Annotated in this window: 24 protein-coding genes; 8 read left to right on the top strand and 16 right to left on the bottom strand. The window is 69.3% G+C overall.

Annotation, left to right across the window (positions count from 1 at the left end):
* Window positions 1–4: 4 nt before the first annotated feature.
* The 5 genes from NMI01S_RS13045 to NMI01S_RS13065 all read left to right on the top strand — a co-directional run bounded on the left by NMI01S_RS13045 (window position 5) and on the right by NMI01S_RS13065 (window position 4615).
* Window positions 5–334, top strand: a complete 330-nt coding sequence (locus NMI01S_RS13045; protein WP_157126153.1) for a hypothetical protein — start codon at window positions 5–7, stop codon at window positions 332–334.
* Window positions 335–399: 65 nt separating this feature from the next.
* Window positions 400–1593: a precorrin-3B synthase gene (gene cobG / locus NMI01S_RS13050; protein ID WP_062996920.1), complete on the top strand. Its 1194-nt coding sequence runs from the start codon at window positions 400–402 to the stop codon at window positions 1591–1593.
* Between the two features lie 142 nt (window positions 1594–1735).
* Window positions 1736–2308, top strand: coding sequence for a hypothetical protein (locus NMI01S_RS13055; protein ID WP_062997062.1), 573 nt, complete (start codon window positions 1736–1738; stop codon window positions 2306–2308).
* A gap of 94 nt (window positions 2309–2402) precedes the next feature.
* Window positions 2403–3038 (top strand): precorrin-8X methylmutase, encoded by a 636-nt coding sequence (locus tag NMI01S_RS13060; protein WP_062996922.1) that lies wholly within the window; start codon window positions 2403–2405, stop codon window positions 3036–3038.
* A complete protein-coding gene (locus tag NMI01S_RS13065) occupies window positions 3035–4615 on the top strand; it encodes a precorrin-2 C(20)-methyltransferase (protein ID WP_062996924.1) in 1581 nt (526 codons plus the stop codon). The genes NMI01S_RS13060 and NMI01S_RS13065 overlap by 4 nt, the downstream gene beginning before the upstream one ends.
* Before the next feature lie 20 nt (window positions 4616–4635).
* Here NMI01S_RS13065 and NMI01S_RS13070 read toward each other — a convergent pair whose 3' ends face one another.
* The 3 genes from NMI01S_RS13070 to NMI01S_RS13085 form a co-directional block, all read right to left on the bottom strand.
* Complete coding sequence (locus NMI01S_RS13070) at window positions 4636–5367, bottom strand: cobalt-precorrin-6A reductase (RefSeq protein WP_062996926.1); 732 nt, start codon at window positions 5365–5367, stop codon at window positions 4636–4638.
* Window positions 5368–5386: 19 nt separating this feature from the next.
* Window positions 5387–5995: a DUF8020 domain-containing protein gene (locus tag NMI01S_RS13075; RefSeq protein ID WP_062996928.1), complete on the bottom strand. Its 609-nt coding sequence runs from the start codon at window positions 5993–5995 to the stop codon at window positions 5387–5389.
* Between the two features lie 687 nt (window positions 5996–6682).
* A complete protein-coding gene (locus NMI01S_RS13085) occupies window positions 6683–7630 on the bottom strand; it encodes a class I SAM-dependent methyltransferase (protein ID WP_062996933.1) in 948 nt (315 codons plus the stop codon).
* A gap of 707 nt (window positions 7631–8337) precedes the next feature.
* On the opposite strand from NMI01S_RS13085, the gene NMI01S_RS13090 reads away from it, so the two are divergent.
* Window positions 8338–9396, top strand: a complete 1059-nt coding sequence (locus NMI01S_RS13090; protein WP_062996934.1) for an LLM class flavin-dependent oxidoreductase — start codon at window positions 8338–8340, stop codon at window positions 9394–9396.
* Window positions 9397–9471: 75 nt separating this feature from the next.
* Here the strand turns inward: NMI01S_RS13090 and NMI01S_RS13095 are convergent, their stop codons facing one another.
* The 6 genes from NMI01S_RS13095 to NMI01S_RS13120 are packed head-to-tail and all read right to left on the bottom strand — an operon-like array spanning window position 9472 to window position 15987.
* Window positions 9472–10074, bottom strand: coding sequence for an LLM class oxidoreductase (locus NMI01S_RS13095; protein WP_218020999.1), 603 nt, complete (start codon window positions 10072–10074; stop codon window positions 9472–9474).
* Window positions 10075–10116: 42 nt separating this feature from the next.
* Complete coding sequence (locus NMI01S_RS13100; RefSeq protein ID WP_062996936.1) at window positions 10117–11148, bottom strand: aldo/keto reductase; 1032 nt, start codon at window positions 11146–11148, stop codon at window positions 10117–10119.
* Window positions 11149–11191: 43 nt separating this feature from the next.
* Window positions 11192–12406: an acyl-CoA dehydrogenase family protein gene (locus NMI01S_RS13105; RefSeq protein WP_062996938.1), complete on the bottom strand. Its 1215-nt coding sequence runs from the start codon at window positions 12404–12406 to the stop codon at window positions 11192–11194.
* Window positions 12403–13425, bottom strand: a complete 1023-nt coding sequence (locus NMI01S_RS13110; RefSeq protein WP_084512902.1) for an LLM class flavin-dependent oxidoreductase — start codon at window positions 13423–13425, stop codon at window positions 12403–12405. The genes NMI01S_RS13105 and NMI01S_RS13110 overlap by 4 nt, the downstream gene beginning before the upstream one ends.
* Window positions 13426–13471: 46 nt before the next feature.
* A complete protein-coding gene (locus tag NMI01S_RS13115; RefSeq protein ID WP_062996940.1) occupies window positions 13472–14716 on the bottom strand; it encodes an LLM class flavin-dependent oxidoreductase in 1245 nt (414 codons plus the stop codon).
* A complete protein-coding gene (locus NMI01S_RS13120) occupies window positions 14713–15987 on the bottom strand; it encodes an acyl-CoA dehydrogenase family protein (protein ID WP_062996942.1) in 1275 nt (424 codons plus the stop codon). Before NMI01S_RS13120 ends, NMI01S_RS13115 begins: the two co-directional genes overlap by 4 nt.
* A gap of 329 nt (window positions 15988–16316) precedes the next feature.
* On the opposite strand from NMI01S_RS13120, the gene NMI01S_RS13125 reads away from it, so the two are divergent.
* Complete coding sequence (locus NMI01S_RS13125; RefSeq protein ID WP_157126154.1) at window positions 16317–18134, top strand: ABC transporter ATP-binding protein; 1818 nt, start codon at window positions 16317–16319, stop codon at window positions 18132–18134.
* Window positions 18131–19936: an ABC transporter ATP-binding protein gene (locus tag NMI01S_RS13130; protein WP_062996946.1), complete on the top strand. Its 1806-nt coding sequence runs from the start codon at window positions 18131–18133 to the stop codon at window positions 19934–19936. The genes NMI01S_RS13125 and NMI01S_RS13130 overlap by 4 nt, the downstream gene beginning before the upstream one ends.
* Window positions 19937–19992: 56 nt before the next feature.
* Here NMI01S_RS13130 and NMI01S_RS36265 read toward each other — a convergent pair whose 3' ends face one another.
* The 7 genes from NMI01S_RS36265 to NMI01S_RS13160 all read right to left on the bottom strand — a co-directional run bounded on the left by NMI01S_RS36265 (window position 19993) and on the right by NMI01S_RS13160 (window position 26784).
* The gene (locus NMI01S_RS36265) at window positions 19993–20121 is read right to left on the bottom strand and encodes a hypothetical protein (RefSeq protein WP_281186704.1); all 129 of its coding nucleotides are present in this window, start codon (window positions 20119–20121) and stop codon (window positions 19993–19995) included.
* Window positions 20122–20152: 31 nt separating this feature from the next.
* Complete coding sequence (locus tag NMI01S_RS35870) at window positions 20153–20602, bottom strand: aldo/keto reductase (RefSeq protein WP_369689905.1); 450 nt, start codon at window positions 20600–20602, stop codon at window positions 20153–20155.
* 24 nt (window positions 20603–20626) lie between these two features.
* Window positions 20627–21970 carry an NtaA/DmoA family FMN-dependent monooxygenase gene (locus tag NMI01S_RS13140; RefSeq protein WP_062996950.1) on the bottom strand — a complete coding sequence of 448 codons (1344 nt, stop codon included), beginning with the start codon at window positions 21968–21970 and terminating at the stop codon, window positions 20627–20629.
* Window positions 21970–23304 (bottom strand): LLM class flavin-dependent oxidoreductase, encoded by a 1335-nt coding sequence (locus NMI01S_RS13145; RefSeq protein ID WP_062996952.1) that lies wholly within the window; start codon window positions 23302–23304, stop codon window positions 21970–21972. The genes NMI01S_RS13140 and NMI01S_RS13145 overlap by 1 nt, the downstream gene beginning before the upstream one ends.
* Window positions 23305–23329: 25 nt before the next feature.
* On the bottom strand, window positions 23330–24235 hold the full coding sequence (locus NMI01S_RS13150; RefSeq protein ID WP_062996954.1) for a LysR family transcriptional regulator: 906 nt from the start codon (window positions 24233–24235) through the stop codon (window positions 23330–23332).
* A 102-nt stretch (window positions 24236–24337) separates the two neighbouring features.
* On the bottom strand, window positions 24338–25960 hold the full coding sequence (locus tag NMI01S_RS13155) for a dipeptide ABC transporter ATP-binding protein (protein WP_062996956.1): 1623 nt from the start codon (window positions 25958–25960) through the stop codon (window positions 24338–24340).
* A complete protein-coding gene (locus tag NMI01S_RS13160; RefSeq protein WP_062997066.1) occupies window positions 25957–26784 on the bottom strand; it encodes an ABC transporter permease in 828 nt (275 codons plus the stop codon). Before NMI01S_RS13160 ends, NMI01S_RS13155 begins: the two co-directional genes overlap by 4 nt.
* Between the last annotated feature and the right edge of the window lie 201 nt (window positions 26785–26985).

The following is a 26985-nucleotide window of genomic DNA, read 5'->3' on the forward strand; positions in this document are numbered from 1 at the left end:
GCCGATGCCCGCCAGCCCGCCTTGGGTGCGGCGCAACCGTATGGTCGCCTGGACCAGCTACTTCTGCGTCCTGATCGGATTCGGCACCCTGGCGATGGGACTCACCGCCGCCGGAAGCGGACATCTCGGCTGGGCCCTGATCGCGGGCGCGATCTGCGCCGCCGCCTTCGTCGGCGGTATCAGCCTGTTCGGCGCGACCGCCTATCACGACCGGACCACCCACCACGCCGGCCCGAACCTGCTGTGGGATTCCTCCTGGCCGGACGCCACACCCGAACCGTCCCACGCCCCGCACACCGCGCGTCACCGCCCGCGCCTGCGCCGCGGTCACTGACGCGCCCGTGCCCCGGACGCACCGGCCGCATTCCGGGCGCGCCCGGCTCGTAGGCTGGGGACATCATGACGCGCTCCGCTCCCGACTCCTGCCCCGGTGTGCTGCGCCTGCATCAGGCCGCCGACGGTCCGCTGGCCCGGATCCGGCTGCCCGGCGGCGCGATCACCCCCGATCAACTGCGCGCGCTGGCCGCGGCGGCCGACGAGCTCGGTAACGGCAGCATCGAACTGACATCGCGGGGCAATGTGCAGTTGCGGCAGATGCACGATGCCGCGGCACTGGCCGAGCGGCTCGAGCACGCCGATCTGCTGCCCGCGCCCACCCACGAACGGGTGCGCAACATCGTGGCCTCGCCGCTGTCGGGCCGGTCGGGCGGCTGGAACGATGTGCATCCGCTGGCCGCGCACCTCGACGCGGGGCTGCGGGCGGCCCCGGAATTGGCCGCGCTACCCGGGCGGGTGCTGTTCACCCTCGATGACGGCCGCGGCGACATCAGTGGGCTCGGCGGCGACATCGGCGTCCACGCCACCGATGAGGCCGAGTTCGCGCTGGTTTTGGCCGGGCGCGATTCGGGCGCTCGCATCGGCGCGGACCGGGCGGTGGACACGATGCTGGCGGCGGCCCACAGCTTCCAGCGCATACGCGCCGAGCAGTGGCGGCTGCGCGAGGTCGCCGACGGCCCGGCTCGGGTCCTGGCCGAACTGGCTCTCGAACCGACTGCCGAACCGATGGATTTCGTTGCCCGCCATGATATTCCGATCGGCTGGCTCACCCAGGCCGACGACCGGGTCGCGCTCGGGGCGGCCGTACCCCTCGGCGCGCTGCCGGCCCGGACCGCGGAATTCGTCGCGGCGGTGGAACATCCGATTCTGATCACGCCGTGGCGCAGTCTGGTCATAGCCGATATGGACGAGTGGACGGCCGAGCAGGTGGTGCGGGTGCTGGCACCGATGGGCCTGATCTTCGACGCGAACTCGCCATGGCTGGCCGTGACCGCGTGCGCCGGGCGGCCGGGCTGCGCGAAATCACTGACCGACGTGCGGGCGGACGCGACCGACGCCGTCGCCTCCGGGCGGGTGCTGCCGGTCGGCACCCCGGCGCCGGATCTGTCCGGGCTCACCGCGGACCAGGTGGTCGTCGCCGGCCGGCAGCACTGGTCGGGCTGCGACCGGCAATGCGGACGTCCCGCCGGGCCGGTGACCGAGGTGGTCGCCGAATCGGGCGGGTATCGCATCACCGGGCCCCGCGCGGATCGCTGACGCGCCCACCGCCGCGACATCCCCGGTCGGGGGTCCCAGGATCAGCCACTGCACGCCTCCCGCTATTGCCCGTCCCGATCCCGGCATGCCGGCCGATCGCGCCGACGTCCCCTCGTCGTTCCGGTTCGCGCACACTGGATCGATGGACCCGTCCGCGGAACAGTCGCCGTCCACCGCCGCTCTGCTCTCCGACGCGCAGATCGCGCGGTTGTCGCTCCCCCAGCGGCTCGAACTCGTCGCGCGGCTGCGACCCGACCGGGTCCGGCCGCATCCGCGCCGGGTGCGCGTGGCCCGCGGACTACGATTGTCGTTGATGGTCGGCGGCTCGATCGCGATGATCCCGTGGCTGGTCTACCTCGGGTTCACGCTGCCTCAGGACTACAACGCGAATCATTGGGCGCTGGTGTGGATCGGTTTCGACATCCTGCTGGTGGCGATGATGACCACCACCGCCTACCTCGGCTGGCGCCGGCGAGCGCTGGTGATCCTGCCGGCCTTCGGCACCGGAGTGCTACTGCTCGCCGACGCCTGGTTCGACACGACCACCGCCGGTCCCGACGACATCCGGGTGTCGATAGCGACGGCCGCGCTCGCCGAGGTTCCGCTCGCGGTGCTGCTGCTCACCGGGGCGCTGGCCCTGTTCCGCTATCTCGTCTTCGCCAATCCCCTGCACGATCCGGCCGTATCGCCGTGGCGGGCCCGGCTGCCGTTCTGAGGTCCCGGGCCGGGCGCCTGAACCTCGCGGACCGGGCGGCCCCTCGCCCACGGTGCCGCTCGGGGCCCGGATTCCCACCGCTAGGGTGATGCCCATGTCCGATGTGCGTACCAGCTACCTCACCGACGGAGCCGAGATCTATCGGCGCTCGTTCGCGACGATCCGGGCCGAAGCCGATCTGGCGCGGTTCCCGGCCGATGTCGCGCAGGTGGTGGTGCGCATGATCCACGCGTGCGGACAGGTCGATCTGACCACCGATATCTCCCACTCCCCGCGGGTCGTGGCGGCGGCCCGCACCGCGCTGCGTGCCGGCGCGCCGATCCTGTGCGACGCCACCATGGTCGCCTCCGGCGTCACCCGCAAACGGCTGCCCGCCGACAACGATGTGCTGTGCCTGCTCGCCGATCCGCGGGTGCCGCGGCTCGCGCAGGAGATGGGCAACACGAGATCGGCTGCGGCACTGGAATTGTGGCGCGACCGGCTCGACGGCGCCGTGGTCGCGATCGGCAACGCCCCGACCGCCCTGTTCCATTTGCTGGACATGCTCGACGCGGGCGCGCCCCGCCCCGCCGCGGTGCTGGGAATTCCGGTGGGGTTCGTCGGCGCCGCCGAATCCAAGCAGGCCCTGGCCGAGTACGGCGGCGTCGAATACCTCACCGTGCACGGCCGGCGCGGCGGCAGCGCCATCACCGCCGCCGCCCTCAACGCGATCGCGAGTGAGCAGGAATGAGCGCGAGCGGAAAGCTGTGGGGCGTGGGGCTGGGCCCCGGCGACCCGGAGCTGGTGACGGTGAAGGCGGCCCGCATCATCGAATCGGCCGATGTCATCGCCTTTCACAGCGCCCGCCACGGTCGCAGCATCTCGCGCTCGATCGCGGCGCCGTATATGCGGCCCGGTCAGCTGGAGGAACATCTCGTCTATCCGGTGACCACCGAGACGACCGACCATCCGGGCGGCTATCAGGGCGCGATCGACGAATTCTACGAACGCGCCGCCGAACTGCTGGCCGGCCATCTGGCCGCGGGCCGCACCGTCGCGCTGCTGGCGGCGGGTGATCCGCTGTTCTACAGCTCGTACATGCATATGCACCGGCGCCTGGCCGACCGGTTCCCGGCGGAGATCATCCCGGGCATCACCTCGGTCAGTGCCGCCTCGGCCGCACTCGGCACACCGCTGGTGGAGGGTGAGCAGGTGCTCACGGTGCTACCGGGGACCATGCCGCCGGATCAGCTCGCCGAACGCCTCGCCTACGCCGACGCCGCGGCGATCATGAAACTCGGCCGCACCTATCCCGGTGTGCGGCAAGCACTGTCGAAGGCCGGTCGGCTCGACGACGCCTACTACGTGGAGCGTGCCAGCACCGGGCGCCAGCGGATCCTGCGCGCCGCCGACGTCTCCGACGCCGAGGTGCCGTATTTCGCCATCACCGTGGTGCCCGGGCCCACCCCCTCCACCGAGATACCGTTCACAACCGCCGAACCCGCTGCGGCCCCGAACGATTCGCCGGCCTCCGCCACCGGCGAGGTAGGCGAGGTCGTGGTCGTGGGACTGGGCCCCGGCTCCCCGCAGTGGACCACGCCCGAGGTCACCCGCGCCCTCGCGGCAGCGACCGACATCGTCGGCTACACCACCTACGTGAATCGGGTGCCGGTCCGCCCCGGGCAACGGCGCCATCTCAGCGACAACCGGGTCGAATCCGAACGCGCCGCCATGGCTTTGGATCTGGCGAAATCCGGAGCCCGCGTGGTGGTCGTGTCCTCCGGCGATCCCGGGGTGTTCGCGATGGCCGCCGCGGTCGTCGAGGAATCCGCGGATCCGCAATGGCGTGACGTGCCCGTGCGGGTGCTGCCGGGCGTCACCGCGGCCAGTGCCGTCGCCGCCCGCATCGGCGCGCCCCTCGGCCACGATTTCGCGATGATCTCGCTCTCGGACCGCCTCAAACCGTGGGAGACCGTGGCGCAACGCATTTCGGCGATTGCCGCCGCCGATATGGCGATCGCGATCTACAACCCGGCCTCCACCCAGCGGCGGTGGCAGGTGGGCGCCCTGCGCGAACTCGTCCTCGAGCACCGCGGCCCGGACACCCCGGTTGTCCTCGGCCGCGACGTCGGCGGACCGGCCGAATCGGTGCGCGTGACAACCCTGGCCGAGCTGAACCCGGACGACGTCGACATGCGCACGCTGCTCATCATCGGCGCGTCCACCACCGCCACCGTGGAGACCCCGCACGGGACACGGGTTTTCACCTCACGACGGTACGGGCAGGCCGCGAAGGACAACGCAGCGACGGTCGCGGCCGAACGATAAGGCCGCACGAGCGACTGCGGTCAGCGCGCGTTCAACCACTCCCACGCCGCCGCAACGGATTCCGCGCAGTCGACACCCGGCGGCACAGGCGGCCGGTCGACGACCACGACCGGAATGCCGCACGCGCGGGCAGCGGTCAGCTTGGCCACGGTGAGGTCGCCACCGCTGTCCTTGGTCACCATCGCCGAGATGCGATGCTCACGCAGCAGATCGACCTCCTGCGCCACGGTGAACGGCCCCCGGGCGAGAAGCAGAAGATGTTGCGGCGGAACGGGTCCGGTCGGCGGATCGATGGCCCGGATGAGAAACCACGGCTCACCGAGCTCGGCGAAGGCAGCCACGCCCTGGCGGCCGATGGTGAGGAAGACGCGGTCGAATGCGGTCACGGCGCGGGCGGCGGCGGCCAGATCCGGCACCCGCGACCACCGGTCACCGGGTTGTTCGGACCAGCCGGGCCGGCGCAGGTGCACGATCGGTACCCCACCCGCTCGCGCCGCGGCGGCCGCATGCGAGGAGATGGTGCCCGCGAAGGGATGGGTGGCGTCGACGATCGCGTCGATCGCATTGTCCGCCAGCCACTTCCGTAAGCCCTCGGTGCCGCCGAACCCGCCGATGCGCACCGCTCCGGCGGGCAGGACCGGTTCTCGCACACGGCCGGCGAGCGAGGAGACGATGTCGAATCCTCGCTCGCCGGAGGCGATATCGGCGAGCTGCCGGGCTTCCCGGGTGCCGCCGAGAATCAGAACCTTCAGTGTCGCAACACTTTCGGTGTCAGTTACCGCTGAAGTAGGCGAAGGCGGAGTCGATTAGCGGCTGCCCGCCCGCGACCAGCAGGCCGATCACGCCACCCAGGACCGCGCCCGGGATCGAACCGACGCCGATGAAGATCAGGCCGACCAGGAAGCCGATGACCGCGCCGACCGCGGCGCCCAGCGAGGCGTGCTGCAGCTCGGCGAAGAACCAGTCCTGACCGGAGATGTTCTTCACCGACGAGATCGGCTGCCCCTGCGGGGTCAACGTCAGGCTGGTGCCGTCCTCGTTCACCGCGGCGGCGACGGTGGTGCCGTTGGGCCCCTTGGCCGAGAGCGGGTAGCTCATCACCACGGCGCCCTTGTCGTTGGTCAGGGTGACCGCGGACTTGTCCGAGGTGAGGGCGAACTTGCCGCCCGTCACCGTGGTGACGATCTTGTTGCCCATATCGGCGAGTTCGGTGGTGTAGCCGACACCCTGGTCCGTGCCGTGCACGGCCGGGCTCTGCTGGGTCTGGACCTGACTCGGCGTCGGCGCGGGCGCGGCAGGCTCGGCATAAGCGGTCCCGTAGGCGATACCGGTCGCCGCGATGGCGATCAGCGAGGTGCCGACAAAGTTGGTGAATCTCATCTATTTCCCATCGGATCGATCACCCGACATAACGATCGGATTACGCCGACCCGAGACATTTCCGCAGGTCAGCCGGTTGCCGCCTGTGGGAATCGGGTCAGAAGTGTAACTTTAGTGCCACCTTGGGGATTTAGGTACTCCAGCCACTGGGAGTTCTCGACGGTGCTGTTGCGGCATTCATCGCGCAGGCGAGGGTTGAACGATTCGATACAGCCATTGCGCAACGTCTCTCGTGTCCTGAACGCCCGTCCCGGCGCTGCGGACCGGCGGACAAACCGCTCCCTGAATCCGTTCTGGTGCAGAAGAAGAACTAGAGCCAGACGGTCATCGACATCCAGCCTCTCACTCCTTGGGGTGATGCTGGTGCACACCGAATGGGCGTGGCCCGATCACGTGTTGCCGGGTGCCCCAGCGGGTGAGGACCGTCGTGGGCTCATCACTGCCGTTCTCGTGCAGCGCTCGGGTCGCTGGTTGATCCGAGCGGTACAGAACACACGCCTCAACGGGCTCGACGACTTCGCGCCGATCGCGCGGCGGGGTGCAGCGCCGGTTTCATGAAGCCTTATCACTGCCGCGGCCCGCGGTGTAAGGGAACACGAGGATCGGCATTACCGGGCGTTCGAGAGGGGACGTCTTCAGTCGAATTGCGGGGACTGGTTGGACCGGCCGTACTGGCTTGGAGCTCCGTCAGCTCGATTGCCTGCCGGTCGGCCGCTGCGGCGACCGTCGGAGCGATGGCTCGGGTCGGTGCGGTGTCGCGGTCTTTGTGCAGGTGAGCTGCATGAGGTCGAGGTGGCCGCTGCGGAAGTAGTCGGCGTAGGCGGTCATCTGGTTGATGTAGGCGTTGTAGGTGTCGTGCCCAGCGAGTTCGATCGCCCGGTCGCGGTGCTCGCGCAGGGCGGAGGCCCAGCACTGCAATGTGGTCGTGTAGTGCGGTCCGAACCTGTCGGTTCCGGTGACGGTGAATCCGGCGTCTTGCGCGTATTCGGTGATGCCCGTGGGATTGCGGCCGGTCAACGGCGGGAGTCGGTCGATCGGGAAGATGGTCTTGGGCGAAAAGACGGAATCGGTATCCGCGAAACGGATCTGGTGGGCGTCCGATCGATCGCGGACCGATGTGACGACGGTCTGCACCAGCAGCACCCCGTTCTCGGGCAGCACCCGGTAGGCGAAATCGAAGAAGTCGGGGTAGCGGCGCGGGTGGAGGTGTTCCAGCCGACCGATGCACACGATGCGATCCGGATGGCGGTCGAATTCCTCCCAGCCTTGGCGCCGCACACCGCCGTAGGGGCGGCCGCGGATCAGCCGGTCCACGAGCCGGTCCCGGATATACCGGTACTGGTGGCGGTTGCCGGTCAGCCCGATCGCGTTCGCCCCGTAGGTGTCCATGGCACGCAACATGATCGAGCCCCAGCCGCAGCCCACATCCAGCAACGTCATGCCCGGCCGCAGATCACATTTGGCCAAGGTGAGATCGATTTTCGCCGATTGGGCTCGTTCCAGCGTGTCGTCCGGATGTGTCCAGAGCGCGCAACTGTAGGTGCGGGTCGGATCGAGGAACAGGGCGAAGAATTCATCCGGGAGTTCGTCGCGAGATGTGATCGCACCAGGAATGGGTCCGGTAACAGTCATCATCGCGGATCCCTTTGCACTCGAACACTGCCGCTGACGGGAGGTTAGCCAGCTTGCTCCCTGCCTCACCTGCACGGGGCGAGGCTCAGCACCCTGTCGAGCCTAGGCAGGCTCACAAACCGGGCTGAAGACCTGTGAGCAGGAATTCACCCACATGTAACGGGCCCGGGCACACTCCGCTCACCCGCCTGGCAGAACCAGGCGTGGGCTGGCCGGCGACGACACCGCGCAGCTCTACGCGCGGACGGCCCTGCTCCTCCTGGTACAGGGTCAGTCCGCCGACGTGCGCCGGGCTCAGCTCGCCGAGCTCACCGCATGAGCGCCGCGCACAGCCCACCCATCCAGAAGGATTCCCGTGTCCACGAGTACCTGGCCTGGGCGGGCGTCCCGGACGTGCGCTGTCTCGCCGGTGGCCTGGACCGCGCCGGCAGTGGATCACGGCCGGCACCGCGACCGACCGGCGGCGACCGTATCCGGCGTCTTGACACCCGGCGGCACCCACCGCCCTCGAATCCCCCGGAATTTATTTCCGCCGAGGCCGAATCACCGCAGCACACAGTCATTTTCATGCATCACGCCGAAGAGCCTGCCGGGCCGCCGGGCGGTCGGTCGGGGTCATACTCACGGTGTTCGCCTCGCCGAACATTCTTCTTCCGGCGGTTGCCAGCAGTGTCCGCCGCGGACCGCGACCACCGAACAGGACGACCCCGATGAGCGCCGAATTCCTCTGGTACATCCCCAACCAAGTGACACCCGGTCACCGAGGCGACACCGTCACCGCCGATCACAACAGCATCGACACCCTCACCGCCCAGGCGCGGGCGCTGGAGCAGTACGGCTGGAAGGGCGCGCTGCTCGGCACCGGATGGGGACGCCCGGACACGGTCACCGTGGCGACGGCACTGGCCGCCCGCACCGAGTCGTTCGAGCCGCTGATCGCCATCAGGCCCGGGTATTGGCGGCCCGCCCATTTCGCCTCCGCGGTCGCGACGCTCGATCATCTGTCCGGCGGCCGGGTGCGGATCAACATCGTGTCCGGCAAGGACGATCTCGCGGCCTATGGCGAAGCGGAGGAGGATCAGGCCGCCCGCTACGGGCGCACCGAGGAGTTCATCCGGCTGGTTCGCAGGCTGTGGACCGAGGAGCACGTCACCCACCGGGGCACACACTACCGGGTGACCGATTCCACGGTGCTGCCCCGCATTTCGGCTCGCGAGGGTAGGCCGCATCCCACCCTCTATTTCGGTGGAGCGTCGGCCGCCGCCGAGCGGGTGGCGGCGACCGTGGCCGATGTGCAGCTGTTCTGGGGCGAGCCGCTCGCCGACGTCCGCGAACGCATCGAGCGGCTCCGGGAACTGAGCGAGCGGCACGGCCGCGAACTTCCGCCGCTGGAATTCGGCCTGCGGGTCACCACCGTCGTACGCGACACCACCGAACAGGCCTGGGCCGACGCCCAGGCTCGCGTGGCGGAGATGGCGAAAAGCCAGGGGGCCGAGCGAGAACCGCTACGGCAGGCCGCGGTCGGCCAGCAGCGGCTCTACGATCTCGCGGCCCGCGGCGACGTCCTCGACGACAACCTCTACACCGCGCCGGGCCGAGTGGGCGGAGGCGGTGCGGGCAGTACATGGCTGGTCGGTTCGGCCGAGGACGTCGCCAAATCACTGCGGAAATACCAGGACCTCGGGATCACCCAGTTCGTCCTGTCCGACACCCCCTACCTCCAGGAGATCCACCGCCAGGGCGAGCACCTGCTGCCCCTGCTGCGCTGAGCGATACGACCGAGGCGGAGGGTGTCGCCCTCCGCCTCGGCGAATCAGCTCTATATGGCTGTCGGACAACTGCTTTCAAGCCGACTCCGCGACCTCGGCGCGCTGCCGGCGCGGAACCGGCAGGCCCAGCCGCGCTCGCAGTGTGGGCTCCCGATACTCCTGCTGGAACAGTCCGCGCCGCTGCAGGATCGGGACCACGCCGGTGGCGAAATTCTCCGAGTCCACCGCGGTTTCGGCGGGCATGATCGTGAACCCGTCCGCGGCTCCCGCCTCGAACCATTCCTGCAGGTCGTCGGCGACCTGTTCCGGTGTGCCGACCAGCGGCCGGTGCCCCGATCCACCGGCACTGCGTTCGATCAGCTCTCGCGGGGTGCGCGGGCCGGCGGCGATCAGTGCCCGCGTGGATTCGCTGAATCCGGTCGAAAACGTTTCGGCCGGAATGGTTTCCGGAAGATCGTCGTGCGCGATCGGGTCATCAGGACCGAACGAGTTCGCCGGCAGGCCGAGGTTGCCGAGAAGGCCCGCGGTGAGCCGCTCGATCGGCAGCAGGTCGTACAGTTCGCGTTCGCGCAGGCGCGCCTGCTCCTCGGTGGCCGCGATCGGCACCACGACGCCGAGGGAGGCCAGCGGATCGGCGTAGGGCAGCCGCGAGGCCTGCCGGAAATGCCTTGGCGTCATCAGCGACAGATTCAGATGGAAACTGTTGTGGGTGAGGACATATCAGCCTCGCGTTCCGGTGCCGTGCACGCCGTGCTCGTCGATCAGCGCCAGTTCCTCGTCGGTCAGCGCGGGGAAGCTCAGCGCCGCGAGGTTGTGGTCGAGCTGTTCGGTGGAGCTGGCTCCGATCAGCGCCGAGGTGATTTCGGGACGCCGCAGCACCCACTGCAGCGCCAGCTGCGCCAGCGACTGGCCACGCGATTCGGCGATCTTGTTCAGGGCCGCGGTGCGCTGCCGATAGGTATCGTCGATGACGTCGGGCGAGAGGAAGGCGCTGTTGCGCGCCCGGGCGCCCTCGGGAATCGTCTCGAGGTACTTGCCGGTCAGAAGTCCCTGTGCCAGAGGTGAATACACGATCACACCGAACCCGTCGGCGCGTGCGGTGTCGAGCAGCCCGCTCTGTTCCGGTCCGCGGTCGTAGATCGAATACCGGGTCTGGTGGATCAGCAGCGGCACCCCCTCGGCGCGCAGCAGTTCGGCGATCTCGTGCGCGCGATCCGGCCGGTAGTTGGAGATTCCCACGTACAGGGCCTTGCCCTGGCGCACCGCGTCGACCAGCGCGCCGACCGTCTCCTCCAGCGGAGTCTCGAGATCGGGGCTGTGGTGGTAGAAGATGTCGACGTATTCGGTGCCCAGATCGCGCAGGCTGTGTTCCAGCGAGACAAGCAACGACTTGCGCGAGCCGCCGCGAAGGTAGGGGCCTGCGCCGATCGGGTTGCCCGCCTTCGTCGACAGGATCAGCTCGTCGCGGTAGGGCGCCAGATCCTTCGCCAGCACCGCGCCGAAGTTCAGTTGCGCGCCACGATGCGGTGGGCCGTAGCGGTCGGCGTTGTCGAAGTGGGTGATGCCCAGATCGAAGGCGTGGAGAATGATTTCACGCTGCGTGGCGAAGGGGTAGTCGGTGCCGAACTTCTGCCAGAGGCCGAACGAGATCGACGGCAGGTCCAGCCCCGAACGCCCGCTGCGGCGATACGGGATCGTCTCGTAGCGATCGTCGGCGGCGGCGTAGGGCGGCTCGGGGGTGTAGACGGTCATCGGGTCCTCTCGGGTGGTTGTCGATGGTGAGCGAGGTGGGGGATCAGAAGAGTCCGGTGGTCGGAGGTTCCGCACCGGTCAGGTGGTACGCGCCGGCGACGGCCTGTTTCCATTGGCGCGGATTGTGATTGGCGACGGTGCGGGCATTGCGCCAGTGCCGGTCGAAACCGAGGACGCGGTCGGTGATCGAGCCGCCGGCGATGTCGAAGAGCAATTCCGCTGCCGCCAACGCCGATTCGATGGCAACTGTGCCGGCCTGCGCGACCTCGACCGCGGCCGCGGCGCCGGCGGTGCGAGCCTGCGCTCCGGCCAGGCCCTGCACGTCCCCGAGAGTTTCCGCGGCGAGCAGGACCACCGCCCGCGCCGCCTGTGCTCGGGCCGCGATCTGCCCCACCGTCTGGCGGACGTAGGGGTCGTCCACGCTGGTGGTCGCGGAGCTGTGCTTGATCGGGCGGGCCTTCTCCCGCACGAAGGTGACGGCATCGTCGAAAGCGCGCGCCGCCACTCCGGCCTCGACCGCGGCGAGATAGAGCTGTGCGAAGGAGCCCTGCCACGGATTGTCCGGCTCGTCGTCATCGGTGTCGGTGACCTCGTGGGCGTACACTCGCACGTCGGTGAAACGTGTTGTGCCACTGGCGGTCAGCCGCTGCCCGACCGCATCGAAATCGTCGAGCCGCTCGATGCCCGCGCGATCGAACGGCACGGTGAAGCGCAAGATGGCGCCGTCCTCGGCTCGCGCCTGGGTGGAGAACCACGACGCGTACAGGCCGCCGGTCGAGTAGTACTTCTCGCCGGTGACGATCCAGTCGGCACCCGCGCGGCGGGCTGTCGCATTGGTCTGCCCACTGGCCCCGCCCGTCCGCTCGTTGGCGGTGCCGGCGAACAGGTCACCGGCGCGCAGCCGCCGCAAGGTCAGCTCCCGCTGCGGTAGATCCGGACGGCTCGCCACCCGATTCGCGACCAGGAACGTACTGCGAAGTGCCTGTGCCACACTCGAATCGGCGCGGGCGATGGCGACCACCAGATCGGCGACCGCGCGCACGGAACCGCCTGCGCCGCCGTCCTCGGCGGCGATACCGGTCAGCGCGATCCGGGTCTCGGCCAGCGCGCGCACCTCGGTGAAGGCGTAATCGCGCGCGGTTTCGCGGGCACCGGCGGTATCGCCGAGCCGGCGCAGAATCGGTTCGGCGGCGGCGCGGATACCGGCAACGGTCGGGCCGGCCGCCCCCGAGGTGCGATGCGGCTGAACGGCGGTCATCGCAGCACCGCCGCAACCGATGGCAGGCCGAGCGCGGAGCGCAACGTCGGACCGGGCGGGGCGGCAGGCAGCGTCGCCACCGCCTCGGCGGCGGCGAGTACACCGCGAGCGCCACCGGTCGGCGACAACTCCACCGCGTCGAGATCGTAGGCATGCGCCCAGTCCACCAGCCGGGACAGCGCCGCGCGTCCCTCGTGCCGGTCGCGCACCGTCACCGGCGCGCGACCGATCAGCACTACGTCGCCGCGTCGTCGGCCCACGCGCTCGAGGGCGGCGGTCAGGGCGCGCCCGGCGCCCGGTACGGCGGCACCCGCCACGATCACCGCATCCGCGGATCGGGCCGCGATATCCCAGCCGACCAGGTCGGTATCGGCGGCGACCACGAGCGGACGCCCCTGCACCGACGACGGGCCGTCCAGTGGCCCGGCGACGCGATAACCACGGCCCTCGTAATCGATGCCCGCGATCAACGCCGGATCGGCGACTCGCGCACCTTCCTGATCGCCGAGCAGCGCCGCGCGCGGGAACGACTCCCACAGGCGAGTGAGGATTTCCGTGTACTCCTCCCAGCGCTGCCCGGGAGTGAGCGCCGGCGACGGCGCGACGACCGCATCACTGACATCGTCTCCTTCCCCTGGACGCAGCACCACGCCGGCGCGGCCGCCCGTGGCCCGGTCGAAGGACAGTACGCGGCGGGCGACGTTGTACGGCGGGTTGTGTGTGGTCGCGAGGTCGACCAGATAACCGATCCCACCCGCCCGTCCGGCCAGATATGCGGCGGCGACACCGGGATCCAGGGCGCGCCTGCCGTCGGCGGAGTCGAGAATGCGCAGGGCGATGACGCCGGCCTCCTGCGCGGTCGCGGCGATGCGCGCGGCGGCGGTAATCGGAATCATTTCGCCGACATCGGTTTTCGATGTCAGCGCACCGGAGCCCGACCGGGCGGCACCGGAAGAGGCGGCCGCGGCATCCTGCGCGGAACCGGTTGCGATATCGATCAGGAACGCAACGGTGCTCATCGTGCTGCCCTTCGTTCGAGATGCCGGTCCGTGACGATCGGCGCGCTCATCGCGCCGCCTCCAGAGGTCCGCGGTCCCACACCCCGGCCGGCACCGCGGGAACTCCCAGACCGAGGTGATCACGGAGCGTCGTACCGTCGTATTCGGTACGGAACAAGCCGCGCCGGCGAAGTTCGGGGATGACATGGTCGGCGAAATCGTCGAAGCCGGAAGGTAATACGTCGGGCATCACATTGAACCCGTCTGCGGCGCCGGCCCGGAACCACCGCTCGATATCGTCGGCGATCTGTTCCGGGGTGCCGACCACGATGCGGTGCCCGCCGCCGCCGGACAGCTTCTTCAGCAGCTGCCGCAACGTCGGGCTTTCTCGGTCGATGATGTCCTTCACGACCCGGTAGAAGGTTTGCGACCCGCCGGCTGCGTCGGGTTCGGGCAACAGTTCGGCGGGGATTCGCTCGTCGTCGGCGAGACCCTCCAGCGAGATACCGAGCTGTCCGGCCAGCCGGGCGCGCGCATAGGCGTCGGGCAGCAGCTCGTCGAGCAGTTCACGCCGCCGGACCGCCTCCGCCTCGGTGCTTCCCACGACGGTGGACAGCCCGGGAAGGACCACGATCTCATCCGGGCTCCGGCCGAACGACCGTGCGGCTTCCCGCAATTCGGTGCGGAACGCCCGCGCGGTGCCGAGATCCTGTTCGGCGGAGAAGATCACCTCCCCGACCCGCGCGGCCAGCCGTTTGCCGTCGCTGGAACCACCGGCCTGCACGACCACCGGCCGGCCCTGCGGGGAACGGAATTCGGACCGCTCGGCCCAGCTCGCCACGACCCTCTCGACGAATTCCGCCGCCCGCCGATACCGCAGCGCATGGTCGGGTTCGGCGTCGCGGCCGAAGTTGCGCGCCGCGAGCGGCCCGGCGGTGGTGACCACATTCCAGCCGAATCGGCCGCCGCTGAGATGGTCTAGATCACCCAGGCGGCGAGCCAGTTCGACGGGATCGTTGTACGACGAGGAGAGCGTGGCGATCAACCCGATCCGCTCGGTCTGCGCCGCGATCCGGGCCAGCACCGTGGTCGGCTCCAGATTGTTGCCCGGGCGATGCTCGATACTCGGGTCCAGCACCGGCCCGTCGGCGAGGAAGACCGCGTCGAGGGTCGCCTCCTCCGCCTTCTTCGCGATCGAGGTGTAGTGCTCGATGCCGTAACTCGCCAGGGCGTCGGTTCCGGGGAAGCGCCACGACCCGCCGAACACCCCGGCGTTGAGGATGTTGACGTTGATGTGCAGCCGGTCGCTCACCGATCGCTCCCCACCGCGGCGGGCGTCTGCCCCGCATCGGTGACCGAGCGCCGGTCCCGGTAGTACCCCGGTTGCGGGGTGACGCCGTTGACCAGGTGATCACCGATGAGCCGCGGTTTGTATACGACGGGGTTGTGCGAGGCCAGCGTGCGCGCGTTGCGCCAGTGCCGGTCCAGATGCGCACTGTTGCGGACCGCCGAGGAACCGAGCGCGTCGAAGGCCGTGGTCGCGGCGTCCAGCACCGCCTCGATGACGGCCACCTGGGCCACGGAGGTCTCGAGGTACGCGTGCCCGAAATCGGCCTCGGCCCCGGTGGTGTGAGCCGCCTCCAGGGTCACCGCGGCGTGGCGCAGCAGTGTTTCGGCGGTGCGGCGCCGGACCTCGAGCCGGCCCACCACGCCCAGCACCTCGGGATCCTCGGCGGCGTTGCGGGTCAGCGCGTGCAGGCTGGTGCGAGTGCGCCCGCGCAGCAGATCCACGGTTTCGGCGACGATACTGCGGGCGATACCGGTCAGATTCGCCAGATGGACGATCTGCACGAACGAGTCCAGGCCGCGCAGCGACTCCCGGTAACGGCCGATGTCACCATGCTCCTCGACCGGAACGTCGCGGAAAACCGTAGTGCCGCTGCCGGTTTGGCGCTGCCCGATACCGTCCCAGTCGTCGGCGTGGGTGACGCCAGGATGGTGGGCGGGGATGACGACGAAGCCGCGTTCGCCGTCCTCGTCGGCCACCGCCGCGCGGATGTAATCGGCGTAACGCGAGCCGGTGGAATAGAACTTGGTGCCCGATACGAGCCGGCGGCCGTGCTCGTCGGTACGCACCCGGGTGGTGGTCGAGCCCCATTCCCCGGTCACGGTGCCGGCGGCCTCCGCCGCGGCGATCACGGCCGCGGGTTCCGATTGCGCGTTGCCGAACACCGCGCCGGCGCCGATGCGATGCAGCCAGAACGACCGCACCTCGGCATCGGTTTCGGCGCGCAGGATTTCGGTGGTCGTGAAATGTCCGCGCCAGATCTGGGGAATGTTGGAGTCGGCGCGGCCGGCCTCGGCGAGCACATCGAACAGCGTCGGCAGGTCGACGTCGAAGCCGCCGAATTCGACCGGCACCCGCAGGCGGCCGAATCCGGCGTCACCCAGTGCGCGGTTCAGCTCGTCGGGGTGTTCGCAGGCCAGGTCGCGCTCGCCGACGCCCTTCGCGAATTCGGCCAGTACCTCGCGGATGCGCACCAGCGCTTCGGCCGGTGAATCCGGTCGTGGTATCGGGGTCATGACAGTCCTCCTGGAGCCGGAATCGACAACGGCCTGAGTGGTCGCCACAGTGGAACATTCGAGCCGGAAGAAATCGACGGGTCCGCTCACGATGATTGAAATCCCTTGTGCTGCCTAATCATTGGCCTCGAAATCGTTCAGTTGAACTGAACGATTCGGTAAGTGGAACTGTGTTGTTCTTCCGGCCCCGATGCGCCGATGGTGTTTTCGAATCACGCAGATCAAGTTCGTTGCCATAAGCAATTAACTTCGCGACAGTGAGACGCATCGAGAGATGAGGAGGTGCCGGTGGCACGCGTGGCAGGTTGGGTGCACCGGCAGTCGGCTTCATGAGTACGGGGGGTAGTCCGAATCTCGCGGCAGCGGGGATCGAGGCGGAGCGGGGCGCGAATACGCTGCGACGTGGAGTGGCGAGCCTGATCCGCGGTTGCCGCCGGCATCCGCGGACAGCGGCGATCGCCTTCGCCTGCAGCCTGGTCAACGGTAGCTGTATGGTGCTGGGCGCGAAGGGGGTGGGCTGGTGTACCGACCATATCGTGGTAGCCGGATTCGCCCATCACGGATTCGGATGGGTCGCCGGAACCGTCGGCGCCGTCTTCGTCCTCGCGGTCTCGGTGCTGCGGTCGGTGACCATCGTCGGGCGGACGGTCGCGACCGGAACCATCCAGTTCCGGTCCACCGCGGCGGCCCGGACCGCCGTGGTCGCGCAGTATCTGCGCTTGGGAGTGTCGTGGCACCGGCGCCACCAGGCCGGATACCTCGTCTCGCACGCCGTCTCCGATACCGAGATGGCCTGGGATCCCATGCAGCACTTCCCGTTCGCCGTCGGTATGACCGGGATGCTGACGCTGGTAATGGCCGATATCGCCCTCGCCGACGCCTGGCTCGCCGTCATCGCCGTCATCGTCATCCCGCTGGTGCTGGCCGCCAATCTCACCTATCAGCGGGTACTGGCGCCGCGGGCTCAACGCGCGCAGCAACAGCGGGCCGTGCTCAGCGCCCTGGCACACGAGGCGGTCGAGGGCCGGCAGGTCATCGCCACACTGGGAATCACCGACCAGGAAATTGCCCGGTTCGAGGTGGCGGCCGACCGGGTGCGGGCGGCGAATCTGCGGGTCGGCGGCGCCAACGCGATCTTCGAACCCGCGATCGAGCTGCTGCCGCCGCTGGCCGCGCTGGTGATCCTCGGTGTCGGCGTCGGCCGCATCGAGGCCGGGCAGCTCGGCGTCGGCACGCTCGTGGAGGTCGTCTACCTGCTGATCACCACCGCGATCCCGCTGAATGTGCTGGCACGCTTCCTCGGGGCACTTCCGCTGGGCGTCGCTGGACAGGACAAGCTGGCGGCCACCGCGGCCGAAACCGAACGCCCCGCGCAGGGACGATGCCGGCCCGAACTGCCGGCCTCCGGAAGCGCGGTCCACCTCACCTCGGCCGAATTCGGCTATACCGCGGCGCGGGTGGTGCGCGACATCGCGCTGCGAATCCCGCCCGGTGACGTGGTCGCTGTCGTCGGCCCGACCGGCTCCGGGAAAACCACGCTGCTGGCCCTCATGGCTCATCTGCTGGAAGCCGACCGGGGCACGGTGGCGATCGACGATGTCGACACCCGTCGCCTGAGCCCCGCGGCGCTGCGCGAACGCACCGCGCTGGTGACGCAGAACGCATTCCTGTTCACCGACACCCTGCGGGCCAACATCACCCTCGGCGCGACCACCGGCGACGACCGGGTCCGGCACGCGCTGCGCGTGGCCGGCGCCGAGGATTTCGTCGCCGCACTGCCCGACGGTCTCGACACCGTGGTGTCGGAATCCGCACAGCTGTCGGGCGGGCAGAGGCAACGAATCGCACTGGCCCGGGCGGTATTCGGCGGACCGCGTCTGCTGCTGCTCGACGACACCACCTCCGCCTTGGATCCCCTGGTCGAACGCACCGTGGTCGAGCGGCTGCGCACCGAATACGCGGGACCGGACCGGCGTACCACCGTCGTGCTGGTAGGCCATCGGGCAGCGACGATCTCCCTTGCCGACACCGTCGTCTATCTCGATGGCGGCAGCGTCGTCGCGCACGGCCCGCACGAGGAATTGTCGGCGACCGTGCCCGGATACCGGAAGCTGGTCGGCGCCTACGACACGGCGGAGGCGGTGTGACGACTCCCGCTGTCCCGCATCGTCATTCGCTCCCCGCACTGCTGCGACGGCTCGACCGCCATGCGCCTGTGCCCCGCACCGCCCTGCTGAGTATCGCGCTGCTGGTCGTGATCGCCGGCGGTGGCCGCATCTTCGTCCCGGTCACCATTCAGTACGCACTCGACCACGCCCTGCTGGCCGATACCACGGCGGTCGCGCGGTCCCGCATCGTGTTCGCTGCGGTCGGCGTAGGCGTGGCGGCGGTCCTGGCCGCCATGGTGAGCTCGTCGCTGATGAACCGCCGCCTGATCCGGATCGTCGAACAGTTCCTTTTCCGGCTGCGCGCGGCCGCTTTCGCCCGCATTCTGCGCCGCGATCCCGCCGATCGGGGCACCGATTCCGGCGGCGACCTGGTTGCCCGCGTCACCAACGACCTGGATATGGTGACGGTCTACGCACAGTCGGGCGGCGTCACCCTGGTGCAGAACATCTGCCAGATGGTGCTGGCACTGGCGGTGATGGCGGTGTATTCGTGGCCGCTGGCGATCCTGGTGCTTATCATCGGCACGCTCGTCCCGTTCGCCGGTCGCCGGTTGCAGCGGCTGGTGGCCCAGCGCTTCGACGCGGTCCGCGTGCGGATCGGCGAACTGTATGCCGGACTGCTGGAACTGCTGCTCGGCATCGACACCATCCGCGGCTACGGCATCGAGGAGCGGATGCTCGAGGGCGCCGAGCGCCGTATCGACGCCGTGCTCACCGCCCAGCGAAAGACCCTGTGGCCGGTCGGATTCAACATGTCGGTCGGCGAGTGGGCCAGCGGGCTGATCACCGCCTCGGTGATCGTGGTCGGCACGCTCGCCGGCATCGGGCCGCTGCGTGCCAGCGCCGGCGACATCGTGGCGTTCCTGTTCCTGGCCACCTTCTTCGTGCGGCCCATGCAATTCGCCGTCACCAGCCTTGCCGATGCCCGCAACGCCGAGGCCGGACTGCGGCGGGTGGCGGCCGTTCTCGACGCTCCGGCCACGTCGCGAAGACCCCGGCGCCCCACCCTCCCGCCCGGCGCCGCGACCGTCGAACTGGCCGGTGTCACCTTCGGCTATGTGCCGGGAAGGCTTGCCCTGGGTCCGGTGCATCTGCGGATCCGGGCGGGTGAGCACGTCGCGGTCGTCGGCGAGAGCGGTTGCGGTAAGAGCACATTCGCGAAGCTGATCACCCGGCAGCTGCTCCCGTCGGGCGGGCGGGTGGCACTGTGGGATGTCGATACCGCCGACATCGACGGCGGGGAGCTCGCCCGGCGGGTGGCGATCGTGCCGCAGGATCCGTTCCTGTTCGACCGGACCATCGAGGACAACATCGCCCTGGGCCGCGAGGGCGCCACCCGGGAGGCGGTGCTCGACGTCCTGGATCGGCTCGGGCTGCGCGAGTGGATCGACCACCTTCCCGACGGCCTGCACACGGTGGTGGGCCGCCGCGGCGAAGCGCTGTCGGCCGGTGAGCGCCAACTGGTCGCGCTGGCGCGCACCGCGCTGACCGATCCGGATCTGCTGGTGCTCGACGAGGCCACCAGCGGCGTCGACGCCGCCACCGACGTCCGTCTGCAGCGCGCACTCGCGCAGCTGAGCTCCGGCCGCACCACCATCACCATCGCGCACCGGCTGCACAGCGCCGAGATCGCCGATCGCATCCTCGTCCTGCACGCCGGGCGAATCGTGGAAGACGGTCCGCACGAACAGCTTTCGGCCGACGCCGGACGCTATGCCCGGCTGCACGCGGCGTGGGCCGCCGATGGTGCGGACCATGCGCGCGGAGAGCTCATCAGCTGATCGGCCACTCCGGCCCGCACGCTCGACGCCCGGCCAGCGGCGGGCCTCGAGCGGCGTCAGGCCGATCGGCGCAGGGCGGGATCGGCGAGGGCGACAGGGGTCTTTCCGGTGTCGCGTTCGTGGAAATACGTTCCGGGCGGGACGATCTCGTCGATCCGGTCCAGCACCTCGGGTTCCAGCACCACGTCGGCGGCGCACAGGTAGGTCTCCAGATGCTCACTGGTGCGCGGACCGATGATGATGCCCGAGATGTCCGGGTGTGCACCCGCGAAGCCGATTGCCAGCTCGATCAGGATGATTCACCGTCAACGCCGGATCGTGGCGATGCGGCTGGCGCTGCAGCCGGGACGAGGCCGGAGCATCGGCGCCGCTGCGGTAGCGGCCCGACAACCAGCCGCCGGCCAGCGGACTCCACGTCAGCACGCCCAGCCCGTACCGCTGCGCCACCGGCAGCGTGGCCCGTTCGGCGCCGCGCGCCAGAATCGAGTAGGGCGGCTGCTCGCTCACCGGCCGGTGCAGCTTCCGGTCGTCGGCGACCCACTGCGCCTCCACCAGCTGATGGGGTTCGAAGGTGGTGGTGCCGTAGTAGCGGATCTTGCCGGCGGTGACGAGATCGTCCAGCGCCCAGAGTGAGTGGGCTGCCCAGCACGCCGGTCCGGCCCAGATAGCGGGATGTCATTCCGTGGATCGTCACTTTCTGTCGGTGGCGACGAGGGCCCGGGCGAAGGAATTCCCAGGTTCCGCCAAGCCGAGGTGATGGCGCAGCGTGGTGCCGGTGTATTCGCGCCGGAACAGCCCGCGGGCGCGTAGCAGCGGCACAACCTGCTCGACGAAATCGGCCAGCGACGCCGGCAGTACCGTCGGGATGACGGTGAATCCGTCCACCGCGCCGGTGCGGAACCACTGCTCGATATGGTCGGCGACCGCTTCCGGGGTTCCGGCGACGACGCGGTGCCCGCCGAGAAATTCCGTCAGCAACTGCCGCACGGTGTGGCCGGTCTCGCGGGCGTAGCGGGCCAGCGAATAGAAGAAACCCTGCGGGCCGATCCGCCCCTCGGGCAAGGTGAGCAGCCGTGGCGGCAGCGGGGCGTCGAGATCGAGGACTTCGTCGGGATATCCGAGCCAGGAGGCCAGCGCGCGAACCGGATCGCTGTCGGGATGCAACCGCTGCTGCAGCCGATCGAACGCCGCCCGCCCCTCCGCTTCGGTCGATCCCAGCACCGGGATCAGGCCGGGCAGGATCCGGACGGCATCCGGGTCGCGGCCGGAAGCCGTTGCCGTGCTGCGGATCTCGGTGGCGAATTCCCTCGCCCCGGTCAGGCTCAGATGTGTGGTGTAGATCGCCTCGGCCCATGCGGCGGCGAACGACCGGCCGGGCCCGGACGCACCTGCCTGCACGAGCACCGGCCGGCCCTGCGGTGAGCGCGGCACGTTCAGCGGCCCGGCGACGCGGTAGAACTCACCGTCGTGGTCGACCGCATGTACCCGGGCGGGATCGGCGAACCAGCCGGCGGCCTGGTCCCCGATGACGGCGTCGTGCTCCCAGCTGTCCCAGAGCCGGATGGTCAGGTCGACATATTCGGCGGCACGCCGGTACCGCTCCTCCCGCTCGGGCAGGTCGTGAAGACCGAAATTGCGGGCGGCATCCGGGGCGAAAGTGGTGACCACGTTCCATCCCGCGCGGCCGCCGGAGATGTGGTCGAGCGACAGGATCCGCCGGGCCAGGTTGTAGGGCCGGTTCAACGTCGTGGTTGCGGTGGGTATCAAGCCGATCCGCTCGGTACTCACCGCCAGGGCGGAGGTGAGCAGGATCGGATCGAGGGTAGCCGCCGGAGCGCGGGCGATCGACGGTTGCTGCACGGGGATATCCGGGAACAGCAAACCGTCCAGCGCACCCCGTTCCGCGATCTCGGCGATCCGGCGGTAGTGCGCCAAGCGGATGAAAGCATCGGCCGGGAGGTCGTCTTCGCGCCAGGCCGCGGGATGATAGCCGGAGCTGCCGACATTGACGAAGAAATGCAATTCGCGCGTCATCACGCCACCTCCGGGATGCGGATCGGTTCGGGTATCGGCAGTCCGAGATGCGATCGCAGCGTGCTGCCGGTGTATTCGGTGCGAAAGACACCGCGCTGCTGCAGAATCGGCACCACGCCCGTCACGAAGTCGTCCAGGCCGCCGGGCAGGACATCGGGCATCAGATTGAATCCGTCGGCCACCCCGGCGTCGACCCACTCGACGATGGTGTCGGCGATGCGCTCCGGTGTGCCGGTCACGATGCGGTGGCCGAGTCCCCCACCGAGGCGGCGCAGCAACTGCCGCACGGTCAGGTTCTCCCGGCGAGCCAGATCGACGGCCACTCGATGGAAGGTGTGTGAACCACCCGCCGCCCGCGGATCGGGTAGCCGATCGAACGGCAGCGGCGAATCCAATTGCAGCACTTCCGGATCCACACCGAGCTGATCAGCCAGCCGATTGAGCGCGTATCGCGTGGGAACCAGTTCGTCCAGCAGTGCCCGGCGCTCGGCCGCCTCGCGCTCGGTCCCACCGATCACCGTCGACAGCCCCGGCAGTACCAGGACACCGCCGGGCGGCCGGCCCGCCGCGGACGCACGCGCGGTCACATCGCGGCGAAATTCGGCCGCTTCGGTCACCGTCTGCGCGGCGGTGAAGATCACCTCGCCGACCGTCGCGGCAAGTCCTCGGCCCGCCTCCGACGCACCCGCCTGGACGATCACCGGCTCGCCCTGCGGTGAACGAGGCACATTCAACGGACCGGCCACATCGAAGAATTCGCCGCGATGGTCGATGCGGTGGATGCGATCCACATCAGCGAACCGGTGCGCCGCCTTGTCCCCCACGAGCGCGCCCGGTTCCCAGCTGTTCCACAGTTTGCGCACTACCTCGACGAATTCGGCCGCGCGGCGATACCGCGTGGTGTGGTCGAATTCGTCGTCGTAGCCGAAATTGCGCGCCGCTTCGGCGCCGGCGGTGGTGACCACGTTCCATCCGGCTCGGCCGCGGCTGAGCAGATCCAGCGTGGCGAAGCGGCGCGCGACGTCGTAGGGATCGTTGTAACTCGACGACAGCGTCGCGATCAGCCCGATCCGCTCGGTCGCTGCCGCCACGGCAGCCAGAATCACCGACGGTTCGAGACTGTTGAACGGCCGGAAACGGATATCGTCGCGGAGCGCGGGCCCGTCGGCGAGGAAGATCGCGTCGAATTTCCCGGCCTCGGCAGTCCGCGCGATCCGCAGGTAGTGCTCGAGGCCGAAACTCGCCTCCGGATCGGCGCCGGGAAATCGCCAGGCTCCGCCGAAAACTCCGGCATTGAGGATGTTCACGTTCAGATGGACCTGGCGTCGCGCCATGGCTACTCCTTTTCGCTTCGCGTGTTCACGACGCCAGCCGCAGCGGCTGGGCGACCGAGCGCAGCGCACGAATCGCCGCCGCTACGGCCGGCCGCTCCAGCGAGGCTTGCCGATACGTCACACCGACGTGCCGAACGCCGTTGTCGATCGAGCACACGACCAGTGCGGTATGCCGGTCCGCGACCGAGATCTCCGGCACGATCGTCACTCCCAGCCCGTGTTCGACCATCTCGGCCATGCCCTCGAAACTCCCACTGCGATGTTCGATCCGCGGTGCGAATCCCGCCTCCCGGCAGGCGAAATGGACCGACGCCACCGACGGCTCCCCGTCCAGGGCGGTGATCCAGTCGGCGTCACGCAGACTGCCCAGCCCGTGCTCCCGGACCCGCTCACGCCACTGCGGCGGGGCGAGCAGAACCAGCGGATCGCTGAACAGATATTCCGAGGCCAAGCCCAGCGGCAGATCCCGGGACCGGAACGAATACGAATAGGTGATCGCCAAGTCCACATCCTGCTGGCGCACCGCAGGAACGGAATCCACCGGCCGCAGGTCCACCAACCGCACCCGCAGCCCGGGATGTTCGGCGCGCAACCGCACCGTAACCGGTAGCGCCAACCGCATCTGAGCGGTGCGGAAGGTGGCGACGGTCAGCACACCGGTCACCGCTTCCGAGGTGGCGCTGACCGCGGATTCCGCCTCTTCCAGCGCTGCCACGATCCGCGACGTGTGGTCCACCAGGACGCGCCCGGCATGGGTCAGCCGCAGTACCCGGCCCTCGCGGCGGGTCAGCACGACACCGACCTCGTCCTCGAGGATGCGCAGCTGCTGCGAAACCGCAGAGGTGGTGATGCCGTGCAGTTCGGACACCGCGGTCATCGTCGTATGTTCGGCCAGATCCCGCAGGAGGATCAGCCGGCGAATGTCGTACATGGTCCCTCGCTTCGACTGCGGGACATCCGGTGTTCATCATTGCCAGCCGGCAATCGTGGAGGAAATCCTTACGATCAGAACGATTCTGTGCGGCTGCCGGTCTCACGCCGGCACCGGCAGCTGTACCCGCACACCCGGCACCGCGGCCAACAGGGTGCGGGTGTACTCCTCCGCCGGCGCCGCGAAAACCGAAGCCACCGAGCCTGTTTCGACCACCCGCCCGTTGCGCATCACGGTCACGTCGTCGGCGATCAGCCGCACGACACCCAGATCGTGCGTGATGAACAGATACGTCAACCCGTGCTCGGCTTGCAGATCGGTCAGCAGCTGCAGAATCTGCGCCTGCACCGACACATCGAGTGCCGAGACCGCCTCGTCGAGCACGAGCACGCGGGGTTCGGCGGCCAACGCCCGCGCGATCGCGACACGCTGACGCTGGCCTCCCGACAATTCGGCCGGGCGCCTGCTCAGGTGAGCGCGGTCGAGCGCTACCGCGTCCAACAGCTCGGCCACCCGCATGCGCCGCGCCGCCCGATCGCGGATCAGGCCGAATGCCTGCAGTGGTTCGCCGATGATCGCGGCGATGTCGAACCGGGGGTCCAGGGAAGTGTAGGGGTTCTGGTACACCAGCTGGATCTGCCGGCGCAGCGGCCGAGGACGGCGGCCCTTGCCGTCGACTCGGACGTCGTCCACCAGCACCTCGCCCGCCTCCGGGTGTTCGAGGCCCACCACGAGCCGGGCCAGGGTGGATTTACCCGCCCCCGACTCCCCGACGATCGCATGCGTGGTGCCCGCCCGCACCGTGAGCGATACCTCGTCCACGGCCCGCACTCCCCCGCCGAAACTCTTCGTTACCTCCGACAGCCGCAACACCGGCTCCGCGGAGGCAGGCCCGGACCGCACGGCCATCCCTGCGGAGGGAGCGAGCCGCCCGGAGTGCGTGGCGGGTGCCGCGGCGAGCAGTGCGCGGGTGTACTCGTGGCGCGGCGCGGACAGCACCGCGGCCGCCGCCCCCTGCTCCACGATGCGCCCGCGCTGCATCACCAGCAACCGGTCGGATCGCTCCGCCGCCACGCCCAGATCATGGGTGACCAGCAGCACGCCCACACCCAATTCGTCGCGTAATACCGTGAGCCGGTCCAGAATTCGCTTCTGCACGGTCACGTCCAGGGCGGAAGTGGGTTCGTCGGCAACCAGCAGCACCGGATCGTTGGCCAGGGCGATCGCGATCAGCACGCGCTGCTTCATACCGCCGGACAATTCGTGCGGATACTGCCGGTACACCCGCTCCGGTGCGGCCAATCCCGCCGCCGCCAGCTTCTCGACGGCCAGATCGCGTCCCGCGTCGGCGCGCCGATGCAGGCGCAGCGCCTCGAGCACCTGCCGCCCTACCGGTTTCACCGGATTCAGCGATGTTCCCGGATCCTGTGGCACGAAGCCGACCACCGGGCCGCGCACCCGCGCCAGTCGGCGGTCGCTCCATCCCGAGACATCCTGTCCTCCGATTTCCAGCGCTCGCGCCCGCACCTCCGCCATGGGCGGCAGGAGCCGGAGCGCGGCGTGGACGGTGGTGCTCTTGCCGGAGCCGGATTCGCCGACGATCGAGATGAATTCGCCCGCGCCGACCTCGAGCGACACTCCCGATACCGCGGGCGCCGCGGAGTCGTGGTACCGCACGGTGAGATCGTCGATTCGCAGCAGCGGTCCGGTGGTGGTAGTGGTCATCGTTGTTCTCCCAACGCGCGTCCGATTCGATTCACCGACAACACCACCACGGCGATGAGTACGCCGGGACACAGCGCGATCCACGGGTAGGTGGCCAGGAAGTCCCGGCCTTCGGAGACCGCCAGCCCCCATTCCGGCTGCGGCGGCGGAGCTCCGTAGCCCAGGAAGCCGAGCGCCGCGACCGCCAGGACCGCGGTACCGCATTCGAGCGCCGCCAGCGACAACACCGCCCGGATCGAATTAGGCAACACGTGGCGCACCACCACGCGGACGAATCCGGCTCCGGAACCGTAGGCGGCCGCCACGAAATCGCTGCCCGCCACGGTCAGCACCTGCGAGCGCATCACCCGGGCGAACGACGCCACCGCCGAAACGCCCACCGCCAGCGCGATATTCACCGTGCCGAAACCGAGCGCGGTGACCATGGTCATCGCCAGCAGCAAGGCCGGGATCGACAGCAGCACGTCGATACAGCGCATGACCGCGGCGTCGGGCCGGCCGCCGACGATGCCGCTGAGCAATCCGATCACGGCTCCGACAAGAAACCCGATGGCGACCGCGAGCAAGGTCGCGGTCAGAGTGGTCGAGGTGCCGTAGATGGCGCGAGCCAGCAGATCCCGCCCGAGCCGGTCGGTGCCGAACGGATGGGCGAACGATGGCGGCAGGAAGCCCGAATCCGGGTCGCCGTCGACCGCGCTGTGATCGGTGAACCAAGACGGAGCCACCGCCCAGCCCACCACGACGAGCACCACCAGCCAGGCGAGACCCAGTCCCGGCCGTGCCCGCATCGCTCGGGCGACCCGTTGAAATCGGTTCCGCTGCATTGCAATCGCCTGCGGCTCCGCACGGTCGGCCACGGCCACCGACGCTGGACCGTCCTCGACGGCAGCGATTGCGTGACGCTGCGCTGCCGCCTCCGGCCCTCCCCCGCTCATGCTGTGTTCGACGGGCACGAGCGGGGGGCCTGCGTGGTGACGCTGCGCTGCCGCCTCCGGCCCTCCCCCGCTCATGCTGTGTTCGACGGG

It is taken from the genome of Nocardia mikamii NBRC 108933, from assembly GCF_001613505.1.
Lineage (GTDB): Bacteria > Actinomycetota > Actinomycetes > Mycobacteriales > Mycobacteriaceae > Nocardia > Nocardia mikamii.

Excerpts from the sequence above, each read along its gene's own strand:
- NMI01S_RS13060 (WP_062996922.1), top strand. The coding sequence starts at position 2,403 with ATGTCCGATGTGCGTACCAGCTACCTCACCGACGGAGCCGAGATCTAT.
- NMI01S_RS13100 (WP_062996936.1), bottom strand. The coding sequence starts at position 11,148 with ATGACCGTCTACACCCCCGAGCCGCCCTACGCCGCCGCCGACGATCGC.
- NMI01S_RS13085 (WP_062996933.1), bottom strand. The coding sequence starts at position 7,630 with ATGATGACTGTTACCGGACCCATTCCTGGTGCGATCACATCTCGCGAC.
- NMI01S_RS13095 (WP_218020999.1), bottom strand. The coding sequence starts at position 10,074 with ATGACGCCAAGGCATTTCCGGCAGGCCTCGCGGCTGCCCTACGCCGAT.
- NMI01S_RS13045 (WP_157126153.1), top strand. The coding sequence starts at position 5 with ATGCCCGCCAGCCCGCCTTGGGTGCGGCGCAACCGTATGGTCGCCTGG.
- NMI01S_RS13145 (WP_062996952.1), bottom strand. The coding sequence starts at position 23,304 with ATGGCGCGACGCCAGGTCCATCTGAACGTGAACATCCTCAATGCCGGA.
- NMI01S_RS13090 (WP_062996934.1), top strand. The coding sequence starts at position 8,338 with ATGAGCGCCGAATTCCTCTGGTACATCCCCAACCAAGTGACACCCGGT.
- NMI01S_RS13155 (WP_062996956.1), bottom strand. The coding sequence starts at position 25,960 with ATGACCACTACCACCACCGGACCGCTGCTGCGAATCGACGATCTCACC.
- NMI01S_RS13120 (WP_062996942.1), bottom strand. The coding sequence starts at position 15,987 with ATGACCCCGATACCACGACCGGATTCACCGGCCGAAGCGCTGGTGCGC.
- NMI01S_RS13055 (WP_062997062.1), top strand. The coding sequence starts at position 1,736 with ATGGACCCGTCCGCGGAACAGTCGCCGTCCACCGCCGCTCTGCTCTCC.
- NMI01S_RS13150 (WP_062996954.1), bottom strand. The coding sequence starts at position 24,235 with ATGTACGACATTCGCCGGCTGATCCTCCTGCGGGATCTGGCCGAACAT.
- NMI01S_RS13065 (WP_062996924.1), top strand. The coding sequence starts at position 3,035 with ATGAGCGCGAGCGGAAAGCTGTGGGGCGTGGGGCTGGGCCCCGGCGAC.
- cobG (WP_062996920.1), top strand. The coding sequence starts at position 400 with ATGACGCGCTCCGCTCCCGACTCCTGCCCCGGTGTGCTGCGCCTGCAT.
- NMI01S_RS13125 (WP_157126154.1), top strand. The coding sequence starts at position 16,317 with ATGAGTACGGGGGGTAGTCCGAATCTCGCGGCAGCGGGGATCGAGGCG.
- NMI01S_RS13140 (WP_062996950.1), bottom strand. The coding sequence starts at position 21,970 with ATGACGCGCGAATTGCATTTCTTCGTCAATGTCGGCAGCTCCGGCTAT.
- NMI01S_RS13105 (WP_062996938.1), bottom strand. The coding sequence starts at position 12,406 with ATGACCGCCGTTCAGCCGCATCGCACCTCGGGGGCGGCCGGCCCGACC.
- NMI01S_RS13075 (WP_062996928.1), bottom strand. The coding sequence starts at position 5,995 with ATGAGATTCACCAACTTTGTCGGCACCTCGCTGATCGCCATCGCGGCG.
- NMI01S_RS13110 (WP_084512902.1), bottom strand. The coding sequence starts at position 13,425 with ATGAGCACCGTTGCGTTCCTGATCGATATCGCAACCGGTTCCGCGCAG.
- NMI01S_RS13160 (WP_062997066.1), bottom strand. The coding sequence starts at position 26,784 with ATGCAGCGGAACCGATTTCAACGGGTCGCCCGAGCGATGCGGGCACGG.